The organism is Pseudomonas sp. Marseille-Q0931, assembly GCF_940789645.1.
In the GTDB taxonomy this organism is placed as follows: domain Bacteria; phylum Pseudomonadota; class Gammaproteobacteria; order Pseudomonadales; family Pseudomonadaceae; genus Aquipseudomonas.
The window spans coordinates 90,982-107,259 of record NZ_CALNWT010000003.1; the positions used below are offsets into that span (position 1 = coordinate 90,982).

Sequence of the window (16,278 nt, forward strand, 5' to 3'; positions counted from 1 at the left end):
ATGCCGGCCGATTCATTCCGCTTTGCCCTATCGCAGCTAGACTGGCTGCACGCATTTTTGCGCCAGTCTTCAGGAGATCAGACATGCTCAAAGCCGAATACCAGCAACGCGGCCCGGTGCCGCAAGACGTGATCAGCGCTGTGCCTCTGGAGCTGTCGGAACCCGCCGCCGGGCAAGTGCGGGTCAAGGTACTGGCTGCACCGATCAATCCGTCGGACGTGCTGACCCTGACCGGCGCCTACGGCATGCTGCCGCCGCTGCCCGCGGTCGGCGGCAATGAAGGCGTCGGCAAGGTCGAGGCGCTCGGTGAAGGCGTCGGCAACTTCAAGGTCGGCCAGACCGTGCTGCTGCCGGTGGGTTGCGGCACCTGGGTCAGCGCCTTGAACGCGCCGGCAGACAAGCTCATCCCGCTACCGGAGGCCGATCCGCTGCAGTTGGCCATGCTCACCGTCAACCCGCCGACGGCTTCGTTGCTGCTCAGCGAGTTCGTCGACCTCAAGCCGGGCGACTGGGTGATCCAGAACGCCGCCAACTCGGGCGTCGGCAGTTATCTGATCCAGCTGGCCAAGCTGCGCGGCTTCAAGACCATCAACGTGGTGCGCCGGGAATCGGCTGTCGCCGCTGTCGAGGCCGAAGGCGGTGATCTGGTGCTGGTGGACGGTCCTGACCTGGCCAAGCGGGTTCGTGCTGCTACCGGCGGCGCCGACGTACGCCTGGGCATCGACGCGGTGGGTGGCGCCAGCACCGATCATATCGCCGCGGCGCTGGCCAACGGCGGCGTGCTGGTGAACTACGGCATGATGAGCGGCGAGGCCTGCCAGGTTTCGCCGGCCTCGTTCGTATTTCGCGACGTCACCCTGCGCGGCTTCTGGCTGGCCAAGTGGTTCCAGCAGGCCAGCCCGGCGCAGCAGATGAAGGTGTTCGGCGAGCTGGTGCAATTGATCGCTAGCGGTAAGCTGAAGACCCGCGTCGCCGCCACCTACGACCTGGCACACATCAAGGACGCTGTGGCGGCAGCTGCCAGCGGCGAGCGTGACGGCAAGATCCTGCTGGTGCCTTAACGTAAACCGCGCCCGATGGATAGCGCGCCCTGCCCTATGAGCGCGCCAACATTCTGCTTCACCTTGCCGCTCGTGCCTCACGGGAGTCTCGGCCATGGGCCTCCATCCCTGCCGGCACCGGCCGAATATGGGGCGATAGGCGTCTCACGCCCTTCGCCTCAACCTTCGTCATAACGATGCGCCTGATACAGGCCCAACGCGCTAAGTTAAACCAATCTGCCCAATTTCTGGCACATATAAGGCAAAGTGCCATTTTTAGTGCTAAAAACCTTGAGGGCTGGTCATTTTGTGGCCTATAGCCCGTCGACTCGCACGCAAGTACGAACGTGCCTGTGCTTCACTGAATGGACATGCACACCGCCCTGCCAGGGGGATGCCTATGGAAGGATGGTCGATTCATTTTCTCGCAGACCTGCCCGAGCAGGGCCAAGTTCTGCTCGACTGCTTACACGACCCGAAGCTGGTGGTGCTGTCCTACGTTATCGCCAGTATCGGTAGTCTCAGCACACTGACCATCGCCAGGCATCTCGATCAGGTGCCGATGCGCAGCATGCGCCTGGTCTGGGGGCTGCTCGGCGGGCTGTGCCTGGCCGGCGCGATCTGGTCCATGCATTTCATCGGCATGCTGGCATTCCACGCACCTGTCGCCATTCGCTACGACCTCGCCACCACCGCGCTTTCCTTGTTGGTGGCGCTGGCTGCCGCCCTTCTCGCTCTTTACTGCATGGCCATGCCGCGCCCCGGCCTCAGCCGGCAGTTACTGGCGGCCGTGATCATCGGCCTGGGCATCAGCGCCATGCACTACAGCGGCATGGCCGCGATCCGCTCGGACGCCCAGGCTTACTACCACGGCGGCCTGTTCACCCTGTCCATCATCATTGCCATCAGCGCCAGCTTCGCTGCGCTGCTGCTCAACCGCTACGTGCGCAACGGCTCGCCCAGCCGCCAGCGCTGGATGAAGTATTCGGCAGCGCTGGTGATGGGCGCCGCCATCGCCTCGATGCATTACACCGGCATGGCCGCGCTCAACCTGGTGGTGCCCGATGGCACGCCGCTGGAGTTGCGCAGTGCCGACAACAGCGCGCAACTGGTGGTGATCGTCGCGTCCATCACCCTGCTGATTCTCGGCCTGGGCCTGGCCGCAGCCTGGATCGGACGCAAGCTCGACGACAAGGAGCGCGACCTGCAGCGGGTCAATACCCTGCTGGTGCAGCTCGATCAGGCCAAGGCCTCGCTGGAACAGGTGGCGCATTTCGACCCACTGACCGAACTGCTCAATCGCCGCGGCTTCAACCGGGTCTTCACTGCCACTCTGGAAGAGCATGCTGTGACCGGCCGCAGCCTGGCGGTGATGTTTCTCGATGTCGATCACTTCAAGCGCATCAACGACAGCCTTGGCCACGACGCCGGCGACGAACTGCTGCGCGTGGTGGCGCAGCGCATCCGTGCAGCACTACGCGAGCGCGACATCATCGCGCGCTTCGGCGGCGACGAGTTCTGCGTGGTCGCCAGCCTCGACAGCAATGCCGACCCGCGTGCGCTGGCCGCGCGCATGCTGGAACAGATGAAGGAGCCGATCAGCCTGGCCGGGCGCAAGATCGTGATGACCACCAGCGTCGGCATCAGCCTGTTTCCACAGGACGGCAGCAGCGCCGACGAGCTGCTCAAGCACGCCGACCTGGCGCTCTATCAATCCAAGGGCAGCGGGCGCAACGTGGTGCATTTCTTCAACCCGCACCTGAAACAGAAGGCCTCGTACGAGCTGCAACTGGAAGAGGACCTGCGCCAGACCCTGCTGCAGGACAATGGCCTGGTCCTCTACTACCAGCCGATCATCGATCTGCGCAGCGGTGGCCTGAGCAAGCTGGAAGCCCTGGTGCGCTGGAATCATCCACAGCACGGTCTGCTCACCCCGGAACGCTTCATCGCCATCGCCGAGGCCAACGGCTTTATCGATCAGCTCGACAATTGGGTGCTGCGCCGGGCCTGTCTCGATCTCAACAGCCTGGAGCACATGGGCTATCCGGGCTTGAAGATCGCGGTCAACTGCTCGGCGCTCAATCTGGCCAACGACCAGTTGCCGGGCCGCATCGAGCAATTGCTGAACGCGACCCACTGCCCCGCCCACTGCCTGGAGCTGGAAGTGACCGAAAGCGCGCTGCTGAGCAACATCAATCGCGCCATCGGCCTGCTGGAAAACATCCGCGCGCTGGGCGTGAGCCTGTCCATCGACGACTTCGGCACCGGCTATTCATCCCTTGCCTATCTGCGCCGCTTGCCGCTGGATACGCTGAAGGTGGACCGTTCCTTCATTCAGGACGTGGCCAACTCCAATCAGGACCGCGAGATCGTCCACGCCATCATCGCCATGGCCCATGCCCTGCACCTGAAGGTCGTCGCCGAAGGCGTGGAAACCACCGCGCAGCTGGAGTTTCTGCAGGAGCGCGGCTGCGATCAGGTGCAGGGCTATCTGTTCAGCAAACCGGTACCGCTGGCGGAAATCGTCACGTTGTTCCCACCTCACTACCGGCCGCTGGAACGGGTAGCGGCCAGGTCCTGAGCTTTCTTTGAGCATAAGCTCGCCGCTAAAGCGCCTCCTACAACAATCGCGCCGCCCTGTGGGAGGGGCTTTAGCCGCGACCAGCGGCGTAGCCCGGATGCAATCCGGGGAAAGCTCGCGCACCTTGTCGTTGCTTGGCCGTTGCCTGAGTCTGATATCTCATCGCGGCTAAAGCCGCTCCTACGAAATCGGTGGGTATCTGTAGGAGCGGCTTCAGCCGCGATCAAACACTCACACTCCAGCCTTGAACCCCGGCAACCAACCCAGACTCGCCTGCGTACCTGCCTCACCCGGCTTGTATTCGGCCCCAAGCCAGCCGCGATATCCGGTCTCATGCAGGGTTTCGAGCATCGGCGCAAAATCCAGCTCACCGCTGCCTGGCGCGCCGCGCCCCGGCACATCGGCGAACTGCACGTGGCCGATGCGCCCGGCCAACAGGCGTATGCCCGCCGCCACATCCAGCTCCTGGCGCGCCATATGGTAGAGGTCGTACTGCGCGGCCAGATTGGGATGATCCACCGCACGCAGCAATTCATCGAGATGCTCCGGCGTGTTGATCACAAAGCCCGGCATGTCGATCGGATTGATCGCCTCGACCAGCACACGAATGCCCAGTGTGGCGAACGCCTCGGCGCTCTTGCGCAGGTTGACGACCAGACACGCCAGCGCCTGCTCCCGGCTGACGCCTTCGGCCAGGCGCCCCGGCAGCACGTTGACGCAGGTCGGGCGCACCATGGCGGCATAGGTCAGCGCCTCCTGCAGCGCGGCATCGAACTCGGCCTGGCGCGCCGGCACGCTGGCCAGACCGGGGCCGCCCGTCATCAGGTCGCCCGCCGGCACGTTGATCAGCACCAGTGACATGCCGCTGAGCTCCAGCACCTCCTTCAGGGCGATGGCCGGCAGCTCGTAGGGAAACTGGATCTCCACGCCATCGAACCCCGCACGCATCGCGGCCAGCACACGCTCGCGTAGCGGCAGCTCGGTGAACAGCATGGACAGGTTGGCAGCGATCTTCATCGGCAAGGCTCCCGCAGCATTTCCACCAGCGTGGCGGGGTCACGTTCCAGATTGCCCTGGCTGCCGTGCAGGCGCATCAGCTGTGCAGCGAGGCCGCTCATGGGCGTGGCGCTGCCCTGCTCACGCGACAGTTTGACCGCCGTATCGAGGTCCTTGAGCAGGGTGCGCACGTGCCACTTGACCGGCTCGAACTGGCTGGCGGCCATTTGCGGCGCGAGGATCTGCAGCGGTTTGGAATCGGCGAAACCACCGGCCAAAGCCTGCGCGATCAGGCTGGCATCGACGCCGGAGCGCTCGGCCAACGCCACCACCTCGGCAATCACCAGCGCGTTGCAGGCAACGATCATCTGGTTACACACCTTGGTCACCTGCCCGGCTCCCACCTCACCCATGCGCGTCAGGCGCTGGCCCAGGTGCGCCAGTACCGCGCGCACGCGCTCCACGTCCTCTTCGCGGCCACCCGCCATGATCGCCAGCGTGCCGGCCTCGGCGCCCGGCGTGCCACCGGAAACCGGTGCATCGATCCAGCGCATGCCGGTGCGAGCTTCCAGCTCCGCGGCCATCTCACGCGTGGCGGCCGGTTCCAGGCTTGAAAAATCCACCAGCAACTGCCCGGGCCGCGCACCTTCGACGATCCCGCCAGGGCCGAACACTACCTCACGCACCACATCGGTATTGGCCAGGCACAGCATCACCAAGTCGGCATCGCGACACAGCTCGGCGGGGCTCTCCACGCGACGCGCGCCCTGCTCCAACAGCGTCGCGCACTTGTCCGGCGTGCGGTTCCAGAGGGTCAGTGGATAGCCTGCGGCCAGCAGGCGGCGGGTCATCGGCAGACCCATCAGGCCGATCCCGGCGAAGGCCAGGGCGGGCAGCGTTGCAGTCATCGATCAACTCCAGGCAGTTGGTATCCAGCGCGCATATTAACTCCGGCATCTGCGCGTACGTGCTGCAAGCGCAGCGTCCGGCCACTATACTCCGCGCGCCTTCCCCGCTATTGAACCGGAGAATCCGACATGTTCAAGAACACCCTGGCGCTCGCCGCCGGCATCGCCCTGTCCGTATCCGCTGTATTTGCGCAAGCCGCCGACGTCCTCAAGGTCTCGGCCATCCCCGACGAAGCCCCCACCGAACTGCTGCGCAAGTTCAAGCCGCTGGGTGCCTACCTGGAGCAGGAACTGGGCATGAAGGTGGAGTTCGTGCCGGTGGCCGACTACGCCGCCGTGGTCGAGGCGCTGGCGGCCGACCGTATCGACATGGCCTGGCTGGGCGGCTTCACCTTCGTCCAGGCGCACCTGAAGACCGGTAACGCCGTGCCGCTGGTACAGCGTGAACAGGACGCCGAGTTCACCAGCAAGTTCATCACCTCCGACCCGGCCGTCAAATCGCTGCAGGATCTGAAAGGCAAGACCTTCGCCTTCGGCTCGGTGTCCTCCACCTCCGGTAGCCTGATGCCGCGCTATTTCATGCTGCAGGACGGCATCAAGCCGGAAGACTTCTTCAGCCGCGTGGCCTATTCCGGTGCTCACGACGCCACCGCAGCCTGGGTGCAAGCCGGCAAGGCCGACGCTGGCGTGCTCAACGCCTCGGTCTGGCAGAAGCTGGTCGATGGAGGCAAGGTCGATACCGACAAGGTCAAGGTCTTCGCCACCACCCCGACCTACTACGACTACAACTGGACCGTGCGCGGCAACCTCGATGCCGACCTGCAGGCGAAGATCAAGGCCGCCTTCCTCGCCCTCGACCCGGCCAAGCCCGAGCAGAAGGCAATTCTCGACCTGCAGGCCGCCAGCCGCTTCATCGAGACCAAGCCTGAAAACTACGAAGGCATCGAAGAAGCCGCTCGCGCCGCCGGCCTGCTCAAGTGAGCATCGCCCTGCGTGGCGTGGGCCTGGCCCACGCCAACGGCAAGGTTGCGCTGAAAAACATCGATCTCGAGGTCAGCCCCGGCGAACGGGTGGCCATCATCGGGCCCTCAGGTGCCGGCAAGACCACTCTGCTGCGCCTGCTGGCCACCAGCCTGCAACCCACGCACGGTGAGATCGACCTGCTGCAACACAACCCCTGGCGCCTGGCTACCCGCCAGCGCCAGCGTCTGCGCGCACGCATCGGCCTGATCCACCAGGCGCCGCCGCTGCCACCGCGTCAACGCGTGGTCACCGCCGTGCTGGCCGGCAAGCTTGGCCAGTGGTCATTGGCCAAGGGCCTGATCAACCTGCTGCATCCGCTGGATGCAGGCGGTGCCCAGGCCGCCCTGGCGCGTCTGGATATCGCCGACAAGCTCTACCAGCGCTGCGACCAGCTCTCCGGTGGTCAGTTGCAGCGCGTCGGCATCGCCCGCGTGCTGTACCAGTCGCCGGAACTGATCCTCGCCGACGAACCGGTCTCGGCCATGGACCCGGTGCTGGCTGGCCACACCCTGGCCGTGCTCAACCGCGAGGCCGCCGAGCGCGGCATGACCCTGCTGGCCAGCCTGCATGCCGTCGACCTGGCGCTGGCGCACTTCCCGCGGGTGATCGGTATTCGCGACGGGCGCATCGCCTTCGACCTGCCGGCCGGTGAGGTGCAGCCTGCCCAGCTGGAAGCGCTCTATATGAACGAGCAGTTGCAGGCCGCCCCCAGCTCGCCCGTACAGCCGCAACCGACGCATATCCCGCGATGCTGAACACCGCCCCGCGCGACCCCGCCGCCCTGCCGCGCCTGCTGATTACCGTTCTGGCGCTGCTGCTGTTGTGGCCGGGCCTGAGCCTGAGCGAGCTGGACCTGGCCGTACTGGTCGATGGCGACAACACCCGCGCCATGGGCAACTTCCTCGCCGGTTTCTGGCCGCCTGCGCATGATGGCGAATTCCTCGCCCTGCTCGGCCGCGCCACCCTGGAAACCCTGGCCATCGCCACCGCCGGCATGAGCCTGGCGCTGCTGATCGCCATTCCCGCCGCACTGCTGGCAAGCCGTGCGCTGTCGCTGTCGGCCGTGCATCGCGGTGGCCGCCCGGCCTGGTGGGCGAACCTGGCGCGCTGGCCGGTACGCGGGCTGCTGATCTTCCTGCGCAGCGTGCCGGAAATCGTCTGGGCGCTGCTGTTCGTCCGCGCCGTCGGCCTCGGCCCCACCGCCGGGGTACTGGCCATCGCCATCACCTACGCCGGCATGCTCGGTAAGGTGTATGCGGAAATCTTCGAATCGGTCGACGCCCGCCCCACCCGCGCGCTACTGGGCGCCGGTAGCAGCCGGTTGACGGCCTTCACCTACGGCGTGCTGCCCAATGCCGCCGGGGAAATGCTCTCCTACACCGTATACCGCTGGGAATGTGCCATCCGCGCCTCGGTGGTAATGGGCTTCGTCGGCGCTGGCGGGCTGGGCCAGCAGATCGACCTGTCGCTGCGCATGTTCGCCGGCGGCGAAGTGGCCAGCATGCTGCTCACCTTCCTGCTGCTGGTACTGTTGGCCGACCAGTTCAGCCGCCTGCTGCGTGCGAGGCTGACATGAGAGCCGGCAACCTGATCCTGCTTGCCGGCATTCTCGGTGCGGTGATTGCCTCGTTCCTCTATCTGGGCATCGACCTCAGCGCATTGGTGGCCGGCGACAGCCTGGCGCAGATGGGCCAGTACGCCAGCGGCTTCCTGCAACCGGACTTCTCCGCCGCGCACTTGCAGGCCATCGGCCACGGCGCGCTGGAAACCCTGGCCATGTCCGCCATCGGCACATTGCTCGCCGCCCTCCTCGGCCTGGCCCTCGCGCTACCGGCCGCCGGGCGCTTCGGCGCAATCGCACTGCACGCCACACGCCTGCTGCTCAATGCCCTGCGCGCCATTCCCGAACTGGTCTGGGCGGCGCTGATGGTGCTGGCCGCCGGCCTCGGCCCCAACGCCGGCACCCTGGCCCTGGCTCTGCACACCGCCGGCGTGCTCGGTCGCCTGTTCGCCGAAGCGCTGGAAAACACCCCACGCGAACCGGCCGACGCAATCCGCGAAAGCGGCGGCGGGCGCATGCTCGCTTTCTGCTATGGCACCCTGCCCGGCGTCTGGCCACAGCTGGTGGCGTACACGCTGTATCGCTGGGAGAACAACATCCGCATGGCCAGCGTGCTCGGCTTCGTCGGTGCCGGCGGCCTCGGGCAGATGCTCTACATGAGCCTCAGCCTGTTCCAGGAAGCCCAGGCCGCTACGGTGATCCTGGCCATGTTGCTGCTGGTGCTGGCGGTCGATGCTTTCAGTGGCTGGGCCAGGCAGCGCTGGGTCAGCTAGGCCCCTCGCACTCCTGCGGTGCAAGCCAATCGGATACGGCCCGATTGAAGCCCTCCGCACAATCCACCATCACCCAGTGGGAGGATTTGAAGAGCACGACCTTGCAGCCCGGGCTCGTGCTCAATGTCTGCAGCCATTGTTCGGATTGAAACTGAAATGGCTTGTAGCTTCCGTACGCGTAAAAGATGGGACACGCCAATTGGGTCGGACCGATAAGGTTTTTCAATCCTCCGCGCGCGCCCATCCAGCGCATGGCATAGGGATAGCTCATACCCGCATGGATGCTGGCCGGGTCGGTCTTGCAACGCAGATATTTCGCGGTCGCACGTGCCAGGTAATCGCCTACCGGACCCTTCAGGTACCACGTCAGCGCCAGGGGCATCTGATAGGCAAAAATCATCCATTTGGCTCGCAGGCTCAGCCCGCGTTTGAATGCCGGTGAGCTGGCATCTCCGACATCGACGGCAACGATTCGCGCCACTTTGTGCGGCTGAGTGGCAGCGAAGTGAAACCCGAACAGGCACCCCCAGTCATGCAGCATGAGCGTGACCGTGCCGTTGGGAGTGACCTGATTCACGACACGCAGGATCAGCTCGGTTATCTCGCTTATAGAAAAACCCCGCGTCTTCGGGTCATCGAAGCCGGGCAAGGTAAATCTCACGCATCGATGCGTGCGCTTGAAATGCTGAACCTGTCGTGCCCATATTTCATGGCTATCCGGCCAGCCGTGCAGCATCACGATGATGTCGGGGCTTTCGCCGTCGATGTACACCGGAATGCCGGAGACGATTGATTCAGTATGCACGCGTCTGTCTCTCCGAAAGTCGACTCAGGGGCTGTTGCTGCAACCAGTCGATCGCCCCAGGAGCGGTGATCTCACCAGGTGCTACAAGCACTGTTCCAGCACTTTGGCACTTATCGGCAAGGTTATTTCCCGACGCTCACCCAACGCGACCATGCCGTGGCGTTCCAGCTGTTCGAGCAGCTTGGGTATACCGCCGGCATCAATACCATAACTGCTCAGGCGTGTCGCAACGCCCATCTGCTCGAAGAAATCGCGCGTGAGGGCGATGGCCTGCTCGATTCGCTGCTCCCGCGAGCCTCCGCGAAGGTCCCAAACTCGCTCGGCGTACTGCAGCAGTTTCTGCGACTTTTCCTGGCGGCGCACACTGAGCATGGCGGGCAAGACCACGGCCAGGGTCTGCGCATGGTCGAGGCCATGCACAGCGGTGAGCTCATGGCCGATCATGTGCGTTGACCAGTCCTGCGGTACACCTGCACCGATCAGGCCGTTCAGCGCGAGGCTGGCGGCCCACATGAGATTGGCCCGTACCTCGTAGTTCTCCGGCTCGCTCAGGGCCAGCGGTCCCAGCTCGACCAGAGTCAGCAGCAAGCCTTCGGCGAAACGATCCTGGACATGGGCATTGACGGGATATGTCAGGTACTGCTCGATGACATGGACGAACGCATCGACCACGCCGTTGCCGACCTGACGAGCAGGTACGCTCATCGTCCGGGTCGGGTCGAGAATCGCGAACACCGGGAAACAGTGGCGACTGGCAAAGGGAATCTTGTCGTGAGTCGACAAGCGCGTGACAACGGCGCTGTTGTTCATTTCCGAGCCCGTTGCCGCCAGGGTCAGCACCACGCCTACGGGGAGCGTGCGGATGATGCAGCGGCCGCCGCTTTCGAGGATGGCCCAGCCGTCCGCCGCCATGCAGGCGGCTGCCGCAATGTACTTGGCAGCGTCGATCACCGACCCGCCGCCCACGGCCAGGACATAGGAAATGTCCTCGGCCTTGGCCTGCTCAACGGCCAGGCTGAGTCGCTCATAGCTCGGGTTGGGTTCGATACCGCCAAAATCGCTGAGGTAGCGCTCTCCCAACGTATGCCGCACCTCTGCCAGCGTGCCATTCCTGATCACGCTGCCGCCGCCGTAGAGCAGCATGACTCTGGCGTCGGCGGGTATTTCCTGATTCAGCTTCGACAGCTTGCTCTTGCCGAAGTGGATGCGCGTTGGGTTGGAGTACGAAAAATCAAGCATGAATTATTCTCGGAATGCCCAGTAATGCTGGCGCACTGAAGCGCCACTGAGGGGGAGCCAGGCGAGCGCCTAGCGGTTGTCACTGGCGGTGTCGGGAAGCGCGTAGTCCTCCAGCACCTTGCGCAGCTCGGTTTTCAGCATTTTCCCGGTCGCGCCAAGCGGGATGTTATCGACGAACACGACGTCATCCGGGGTCTGCCACTTCGCCAGTTTTCCTTCATAAAGACCAAGCACCTCCTCTCTGCTGACGACTGCGTCCTTGCGCCTGACGACGAGCACGATGGGGCGCTCTCCCCATTTCGGGTGCGGCACGCCCAACGCCGCAGCCATCGCGACCGCCGGGTGGTTCATGGCGATATTTTCGATATCGATGGTCGAGAGCCATTCTCCGCCTGACTTGACCACATCCTTGCTGCGGTCGGTGAGCTGCAGGTAGGCGTTGGCGTCGAGCGTGGCAACGTCGCCGGTGGCGAACCAGCCATCGTCCAGACGCTGCTCGCAGTCGTCCTTGAAATAGGCGCTGATGACCCAGTGCCCCTTGACTTGCAGGTGGCCGCAATTCGTTCCGTTCCACGGCTGTACGACGCCCTGGTCATCGACGATGCGCAAGTCGATCCCGAACACCGGACGACCTTGCTTCAGACGAAGCCGTTGCTGCTCCTCACGGCTCAGACTCGAGTGCTCCGCCATCAGCGCGGAGGCCGTGCCCAGAGGCGACATTTCGGTCATGCCCCAGGCGTGAATCACTTCGACGCCGTAGCGGTCCTCGAAGTGCTTCTGCATGCTCGGAGAACAGGCCGCTCCACCGATGGTGGTTTTTCTCAATGAGGAAAAGCTCCCCTGCCGGGCATCGACGTGATCGAGCAGCATCTGCCAGACCGTTGGCACGCCCAGCGCCAGCCGTCACCGACTCCTGCTCGATCAGCTCGTACACCGATTGCCCGTCCAGCGCCGGGCCGGGCAACACCAGTTTGCAACCGGCCATCGCCGTACAGTAGGGCGTGCCCCAGCCATTGACATGGAACATCGGCACTACCGGCATCACCACATCCTGAGGACCGATACCCAATGCACTGGGCGTGCTGAGAATCATGCTGTGCAGCACGGTCGAGCGATGAGAATAGAGCGCGCCTTTCGGGTTGCCCGTGGTGCCGCTGGTGTAACACAGGCTCGAAGCCGCCAACTCATCGAACTGCGGCCAAGCGTATTGACCACTGTGCTTCGCCAGCAACGACTCGTAACTGACGACCTCCGGCATGTCTTCGAGGCGTTCGAGCGCAGCCTGATCACCCAACAGCACCCAGTGACGAACACGGCGGACCAGCGGCTGCAGAGTACGGACCAGGTCAATGAAGCTGGCATCGAAGAACACCACTTCGTCTTCGGCATGCTCCAGCATCCAGGCCACCTGCGAGGCATGCAGACGTGGATTGATGGTATGCAGCACACGCTGCGAGCCGCTGATGCCGTAGTACAGCTCCAGATGGCGATAGCCATTCCAGGCGATGCTCGCGACCCGGCTGCCCGCAGGCAGATCCCAGTCATCGAGCACCATGGCCACTTGCCGAGAACGCTGGGCGACATCCGCCCAGGTGTATCGATGAATGTCGCCCTCGACACGGCGCGATACCACTTCGACCCCTGCACTGTAACGCTCCGCATGCTCCAGCAGAGATGAAATGAGCAGCGGCTTGTCCTGCATCAATCCGTTCAAGGCACGGCCTCCCGAATCACTGGATGACTTGGCTGATGACCACAACCGGGACGATATCGGTGTAGTTCGTGCGGTCGGCACCGAGCACCTTGCCTTCAGCGGCCATTGCCGCCTTGAAGCTGTCGACGTCGGCGAAGAACATGTGCGCTGCCGCAACGCTCGCAGGCAGCTTGCCGCCAGGTTCGGGCAAGGTCTGATCGATCTCCAGCTTTACCAGGCCGTGAGCGCCGAGCCGGTCCCTGATCAACTGCGCGTGCGTTGACTGGTAGTACTGATGATCGAACTGGAAGCCTTCGTGGGGCGGGTAGGAAACGGTCATTCTGATCACGGTTATTCTCCAAATGGCGATAGTCGGTTGAAGGAATCAGGCGAGCTCTCGCAGCTCACGGAACAGGTCACGGCCAAGTGCCGCCGATGCGGCCAGCAAGCCGCCGACCATGGCACCGCTGACGCCGCCCATGGCGACATCCTGACCGGTAAAAAGCAAACCTTTGACCGGGCTGAAGGCACGGGTCCAACGCTGTTGATAGCGCTCGGGCGTCGGCGCGAAGGACATGAAATCGCCACGCGTGCGGCCCAGAAAGTCATTGAAACTCACCGGCGTGGCCAGCTCCGCATGGACGACGTGCCCCTGCGCCTTCGGGTAGAAACGATAGACCTGCTGGAGCATTTCCTCGGAGAGGCGGGCCTTGAGGTCCTCGTACTCGTCACCCCGGTGCTTCCATTGCGTACCGGTAAACGGCTGCCACAGGTTCCAGTCGGTAAAGCTGCAGATATCCATCGTGCTGCGGCCGGGATAGCGCAGCGGCCAGCTTGGATCCTTAGCTGACGGCTGCGAGATGAAATGCAGCGGCATCGGACGCCGCGCCGGGTCCTGAATGTAGTGCTGCCAGTCCTCGCTCTGCCTCGCGCTCTGGTGAATCCAGATGTTGGCCGGGCCGACATCCAGGTCGGCATTGCTGGCATCGAGGCCCACGTTGAGCACGACCGCTGGCAGCGTGCTGGGCATGGCCTGAGCCCTGGCATTGAGCTGTTCGATTTCCGGGTTCGCGCTGGTGAGCATGTTCAGCGTCTGGCGGATACCGATGCCGCTGATGACCTGCGGTGCCTCGAGTATTTCACCGCCCGCCATGCGCACGCCGACCACCTTGCCATCATGCTCGACGACACCGACCACATCGGCCCCAGCCAGCACCATGCCGCCGGCACTGCGGATGGTTTCCGATATCAGGTCGGCGATGACTTGCGAGCCGCCGATGGGATAACTCGCTCCATCGAGGTAGTGGCGAATGACGGCGGCATGTACCGAGAACGAGGCGACACTCGGCAAACTGGCGTAGTCACCGAAATGGCCGCAAAGCACGGCGATCAGCTTTTCGTTGCGGGTGATCGAACGCAGGACCTCCAGCGTGGTTTGCTCGGCCAGCGGCATGAAGCGCGGGGCGACCTGCTCGAACGCCTTGTCCGCAAAGGAGCCTGGCATCGCCCGTACGGCCAGGAACTCACCTGCGGGGCGACTGGCCTCGTTGACCAGCTCGATGTAACGATCGATGGCGTGCGCTTCTTCGGGGAAGTATTCCTTGAGCCGCTCCTTGAAGGCAGCGCTGCCTGCGTAGTACTCGAATATTTCGTCGCCTATCGCGATCTTGTTATAGAGGTCGGGCATCTTCTGCCACTTGAGCTCACCGCGGGTGACCTTGTCGAACAGGTTGCGCAGGGTGCCGGCGCGATGAACTTCGCCGACGTAGTGCAACCCCACATCCCACTCGAATCCGGGGCGCCTGAAGACCTGCAGGCAACCGCCGATGACCGCATGGCGCTCCAGCACCAGCACCTTCTTGCCCTCGAGAGCCAGCAGCGCGGCAGCCGTCAGGCCTCCGGCGCCGGAACCCATGACGATGGCATCCATTTTCGCTGCGAGATCGCCGCGCGCGAGCGCGCGTTTGTAGCTGGAATCGGCTGCAGTTTTCATTATTGTTTTCCTGGTTGGGTGGAGCAGAAGTCGGACTGCAGGCTCAGGCGGGAGAGCCAAACAACCCAGGGCCAGCGAGCGATGCGCCGCCATCGACAGGCAACACGACGCCTGTCACGTAGTCGCACACCGAAGAACTGAGCATGACCGCGACCTTGGCCACCGACTCGATGTCGCCGTAGCGGCGCAGCGGAAGGTTGCGAATGACTGCATCCCGCGCCTCGGACGTCGGCGTCAGTCGCGCCATCCCTTCCGTGCCGTCGATAGGACCGGGGACGATGGAATTGACGCGGATACCCTCAGGCCCCCACTCCATGGCCAGCACGCGCGTGAGCATGTCGACGCCGGCTTTCGCTGCACAGACGTGCGCTTGCAAAGGCGTGGCGATGGAGGCCTGAGGGGCAGAGATATTGATGACCGAGGCGCCGGGACGGGTCAGGAACGGATAAGCCGCGCGCAGTACGTGAAAGCTGCCGAGCAGGTCGATATCCATCACGCTCTTGAAGCCGTTCACCGACATGGCCGCCGCTGGCGCCACGAAGTTGCCGGCTGCGCCGGAGCAAAGCACATCGATGCTGCCCCAGGTTTCGCAGGTTCCGGATAGCGCTTCCTGAACGCTGCCGCTATCGCGGACATCACCGGTAAAGCCCAGCGCCTCGGCGCCCAGGGCACGCAAGCTGGCAAGCGCGCTGTCGACTCGCTCGGGCGAGCGGCTGAAGACCGCCACACGCGCACCCGACGCGGCGAAGGCCTTGGCTATTCCCAGGTTGATACCGCTGGTACCGCCGGCGACGAATACGGTTTTTCCAGTGAACTCGCTGTGATTCAACATAGTTGCCACTCCCGTCTGCGAGGCGCTTTTTGTTATTGGCGAGCACTAGGCTAGGAGCAGCGAAGATGGCAGTCTGTCAAAAACTTGAATTTTGAATCCGAGCATGGACACACCATCAGATACCGATTCACTGCTGGCTGTACTGGAGAAGGATGAGTGGTTTTCGACCTGCGCGATCGAGCTCAAGCGCGCACTGATTCGCGATGCGAAGATGCACGATTATGCCGCTGGAGAAGCCCTTTACCGGGAAGGCGAATTCGCTCGACACGCCCTTTTCTGCGTGATCGAAGGGGCCGTGCGACTCAGTAGCTCGCTGCATGACGGCACCCCTTCGCTGTTGGTCTATCTGGAGCCCTGCCACTGGTTCGGCGACATTTCCCTGATCGATGGCCGGCCCTACATTCGAGATGCAATCGCTGACGTGGATACGCGGATTCTTTGTGTTCCCATGCAGGCCTTCACCCAATGGCTGGACCACAATCCCAGGCATTGGCGAGACATCGCCCGCCTGAGCATCAACAAGCTTCGGGTGGCCTATCAGGTGATCGGCGAGCCCGGGGCACTGCATCATCGGCTCGCCAGGCGGCTGTGGCTGATGGCGCAGGGTTTCGGATCGCGCACGCAAACCCCGTCCTTGCAGCTCAATGTTTCCCAGGAGCATCTCGCGCAGATGATGGGCACTACCCGCCAGAGCATCAATGCCGCGCTGGCCAGGCTGGAGGGCCTGGGGCTAGTGGTGCAGGGCTACAGAACCATCGAGCTGCGTGATCTGAAAAGCCTGTTGGATCATGCCAATCGCCTGGACGTGGAGGGCCCGGCTGATCGCTCGTGAAG

15 protein-coding genes and 1 pseudogene are annotated in these 16,278 nt (G+C 63.7%); 7 read left to right on the top strand and 9 right to left on the bottom strand.

Features of this window, described 5'->3' with window-relative positions:
* Positions 1 to 83: 83 nt before the first annotated feature.
* On the top strand, positions 84 to 1,061 hold the full coding sequence (locus tag P3C50_RS09325) for a zinc-dependent alcohol dehydrogenase family protein (protein WP_197856123.1): 978 nt from the start codon (positions 84 to 86) through the stop codon (positions 1,059 to 1,061).
* A gap of 379 nt (positions 1,062 to 1,440) precedes the next feature.
* Positions 1,441 to 3,621: a putative bifunctional diguanylate cyclase/phosphodiesterase gene (locus P3C50_RS09330; protein WP_275545795.1), complete on the top strand. Its 2,181-nt coding sequence runs from the start codon at positions 1,441 to 1,443 to the stop codon at positions 3,619 to 3,621.
* A gap of 231 nt (positions 3,622 to 3,852) precedes the next feature.
* On the opposite strand, the gene P3C50_RS09335 is transcribed toward P3C50_RS09330, so the two are convergent.
* Both P3C50_RS09335 and P3C50_RS09340 read right to left on the bottom strand, forming a co-directional pair.
* Positions 3,853 to 4,638 carry a hydroxypyruvate isomerase family protein gene (locus tag P3C50_RS09335; protein WP_275545796.1) on the bottom strand — a complete coding sequence of 262 codons (786 nt, stop codon included), beginning with the start codon at positions 4,636 to 4,638 and terminating at the stop codon, positions 3,853 to 3,855.
* Positions 4,635 to 5,525 (bottom strand): NAD(P)-dependent oxidoreductase, encoded by an 891-nt coding sequence (locus P3C50_RS09340; protein WP_275545797.1) that lies wholly within the window; start codon positions 5,523 to 5,525, stop codon positions 4,635 to 4,637. Before P3C50_RS09340 ends, P3C50_RS09335 begins: the two co-directional genes overlap by 4 nt.
* A 129-nt stretch (positions 5,526 to 5,654) precedes the next feature.
* Between P3C50_RS09340 and P3C50_RS09345 the strand changes: the two genes are divergently transcribed.
* The 4 genes from P3C50_RS09345 to phnE are packed head-to-tail and all read left to right on the top strand — an operon-like array spanning position 5,655 to position 8,882.
* Positions 5,655 to 6,506, top strand: a complete 852-nt coding sequence (locus P3C50_RS09345; protein WP_197856127.1) for a putative selenate ABC transporter substrate-binding protein — start codon at positions 5,655 to 5,657, stop codon at positions 6,504 to 6,506.
* Complete coding sequence (locus tag P3C50_RS09350) at positions 6,503 to 7,303, top strand: phosphonate ABC transporter ATP-binding protein (RefSeq protein WP_275545798.1); 801 nt, start codon at positions 6,503 to 6,505, stop codon at positions 7,301 to 7,303. Before P3C50_RS09345 ends, P3C50_RS09350 begins: the two co-directional genes overlap by 4 nt.
* On the top strand, positions 7,297 to 8,124 hold the full coding sequence (locus tag P3C50_RS09355) for a PhnE/PtxC family ABC transporter permease (RefSeq protein ID WP_275545799.1): 828 nt from the start codon (positions 7,297 to 7,299) through the stop codon (positions 8,122 to 8,124). The genes P3C50_RS09350 and P3C50_RS09355 overlap by 7 nt, the downstream gene beginning before the upstream one ends.
* Entirely contained in the window at positions 8,121 to 8,882 is a 762-nt protein-coding gene (phnE, locus tag P3C50_RS09360) for a phosphonate ABC transporter, permease protein PhnE (protein WP_275545800.1), read from the top strand. Before P3C50_RS09355 ends, phnE begins: the two co-directional genes overlap by 4 nt.
* On the opposite strand, the gene P3C50_RS09365 is transcribed toward phnE, so the two are convergent.
* From P3C50_RS09365 to P3C50_RS09395, 7 genes and pseudogenes are all read right to left on the bottom strand, one after another.
* Positions 8,875 to 9,687, bottom strand: coding sequence for an alpha/beta fold hydrolase (locus tag P3C50_RS09365; RefSeq protein WP_275545801.1), 813 nt, complete (start codon positions 9,685 to 9,687; stop codon positions 8,875 to 8,877). The two genes, phnE and P3C50_RS09365, sit on opposite strands and share 8 nt — an antisense overlap.
* Before the next feature lie 81 nt (positions 9,688 to 9,768).
* Positions 9,769 to 10,926 (bottom strand): iron-containing alcohol dehydrogenase, encoded by a 1,158-nt coding sequence (locus P3C50_RS09370; RefSeq protein WP_275545802.1) that lies wholly within the window; start codon positions 10,924 to 10,926, stop codon positions 9,769 to 9,771.
* A gap of 69 nt (positions 10,927 to 10,995) precedes the next feature.
* The gene (locus P3C50_RS09375; protein WP_275545803.1) at positions 10,996 to 11,796 is read right to left on the bottom strand and encodes an AMP-binding protein; all 801 of its coding nucleotides are present in this window, start codon (positions 11,794 to 11,796) and stop codon (positions 10,996 to 10,998) included.
* 85 nt (positions 11,797 to 11,881) lie between these two features.
* Positions 11,882 to 12,628: pseudogene (locus tag P3C50_RS09380) on the bottom strand (AMP-binding protein); the annotation flags it as partial.
* A 28-nt stretch (positions 12,629 to 12,656) separates the two neighbouring features.
* Positions 12,657 to 12,959, bottom strand: coding sequence for an EthD family reductase (locus P3C50_RS09385; protein WP_275545804.1), 303 nt, complete (start codon positions 12,957 to 12,959; stop codon positions 12,657 to 12,659).
* 45 nt (positions 12,960 to 13,004) lie between these two features.
* Complete coding sequence (locus P3C50_RS09390; protein ID WP_275545805.1) at positions 13,005 to 14,612, bottom strand: phytoene desaturase family protein; 1,608 nt, start codon at positions 14,610 to 14,612, stop codon at positions 13,005 to 13,007.
* A gap of 43 nt (positions 14,613 to 14,655) precedes the next feature.
* Positions 14,656 to 15,444 carry an SDR family oxidoreductase gene (locus P3C50_RS09395; protein WP_275545806.1) on the bottom strand — a complete coding sequence of 263 codons (789 nt, stop codon included), beginning with the start codon at positions 15,442 to 15,444 and terminating at the stop codon, positions 14,656 to 14,658.
* A 103-nt stretch (positions 15,445 to 15,547) separates the two neighbouring features.
* On the opposite strand from P3C50_RS09395, the gene P3C50_RS09400 reads away from it, so the two are divergent.
* Positions 15,548 to 16,276 carry a Crp/Fnr family transcriptional regulator gene (locus tag P3C50_RS09400; protein WP_275545807.1) on the top strand — a complete coding sequence of 243 codons (729 nt, stop codon included), beginning with the start codon at positions 15,548 to 15,550 and terminating at the stop codon, positions 16,274 to 16,276.
* Positions 16,277 to 16,278: the final 2 nt, after the last annotated feature.

Bases quoted from the DNA above. Each gene is read 5' to 3' on its own strand.
- P3C50_RS09385 (WP_275545804.1), bottom strand. From the start codon at position 12,959: ATGACCGTTTCCTACCCGCCCCACGAAGGCTTCCAGTTCGATCATCAG.
- P3C50_RS09325 (WP_197856123.1), top strand. From the start codon at position 84: ATGCTCAAAGCCGAATACCAGCAACGCGGCCCGGTGCCGCAAGACGTG.
- phnE (WP_275545800.1), top strand. From the start codon at position 8,121: ATGAGAGCCGGCAACCTGATCCTGCTTGCCGGCATTCTCGGTGCGGTG.
- P3C50_RS09340 (WP_275545797.1), bottom strand. From the start codon at position 5,525: ATGACTGCAACGCTGCCCGCCCTGGCCTTCGCCGGGATCGGCCTGATG.
- P3C50_RS09330 (WP_275545795.1), top strand. From the start codon at position 1,441: ATGGAAGGATGGTCGATTCATTTTCTCGCAGACCTGCCCGAGCAGGGC.
- P3C50_RS09395 (WP_275545806.1), bottom strand. From the start codon at position 15,444: ATGTTGAATCACAGCGAGTTCACTGGAAAAACCGTATTCGTCGCCGGC.
- P3C50_RS09370 (WP_275545802.1), bottom strand. From the start codon at position 10,926: ATGCTTGATTTTTCGTACTCCAACCCAACGCGCATCCACTTCGGCAAG.
- P3C50_RS09375 (WP_275545803.1), bottom strand. From the start codon at position 11,796: ATGCTGCTCGATCACGTCGATGCCCGGCAGGGGAGCTTTTCCTCATTG.
- P3C50_RS09345 (WP_197856127.1), top strand. From the start codon at position 5,655: ATGTTCAAGAACACCCTGGCGCTCGCCGCCGGCATCGCCCTGTCCGTA.
- P3C50_RS09355 (WP_275545799.1), top strand. From the start codon at position 7,297: ATGCTGAACACCGCCCCGCGCGACCCCGCCGCCCTGCCGCGCCTGCTG.
- P3C50_RS09335 (WP_275545796.1), bottom strand. From the start codon at position 4,638: ATGAAGATCGCTGCCAACCTGTCCATGCTGTTCACCGAGCTGCCGCTA.
- P3C50_RS09400 (WP_275545807.1), top strand. From the start codon at position 15,548: ATGGACACACCATCAGATACCGATTCACTGCTGGCTGTACTGGAGAAG.
- P3C50_RS09390 (WP_275545805.1), bottom strand. From the start codon at position 14,612: ATGAAAACTGCAGCCGATTCCAGCTACAAACGCGCGCTCGCGCGCGGC.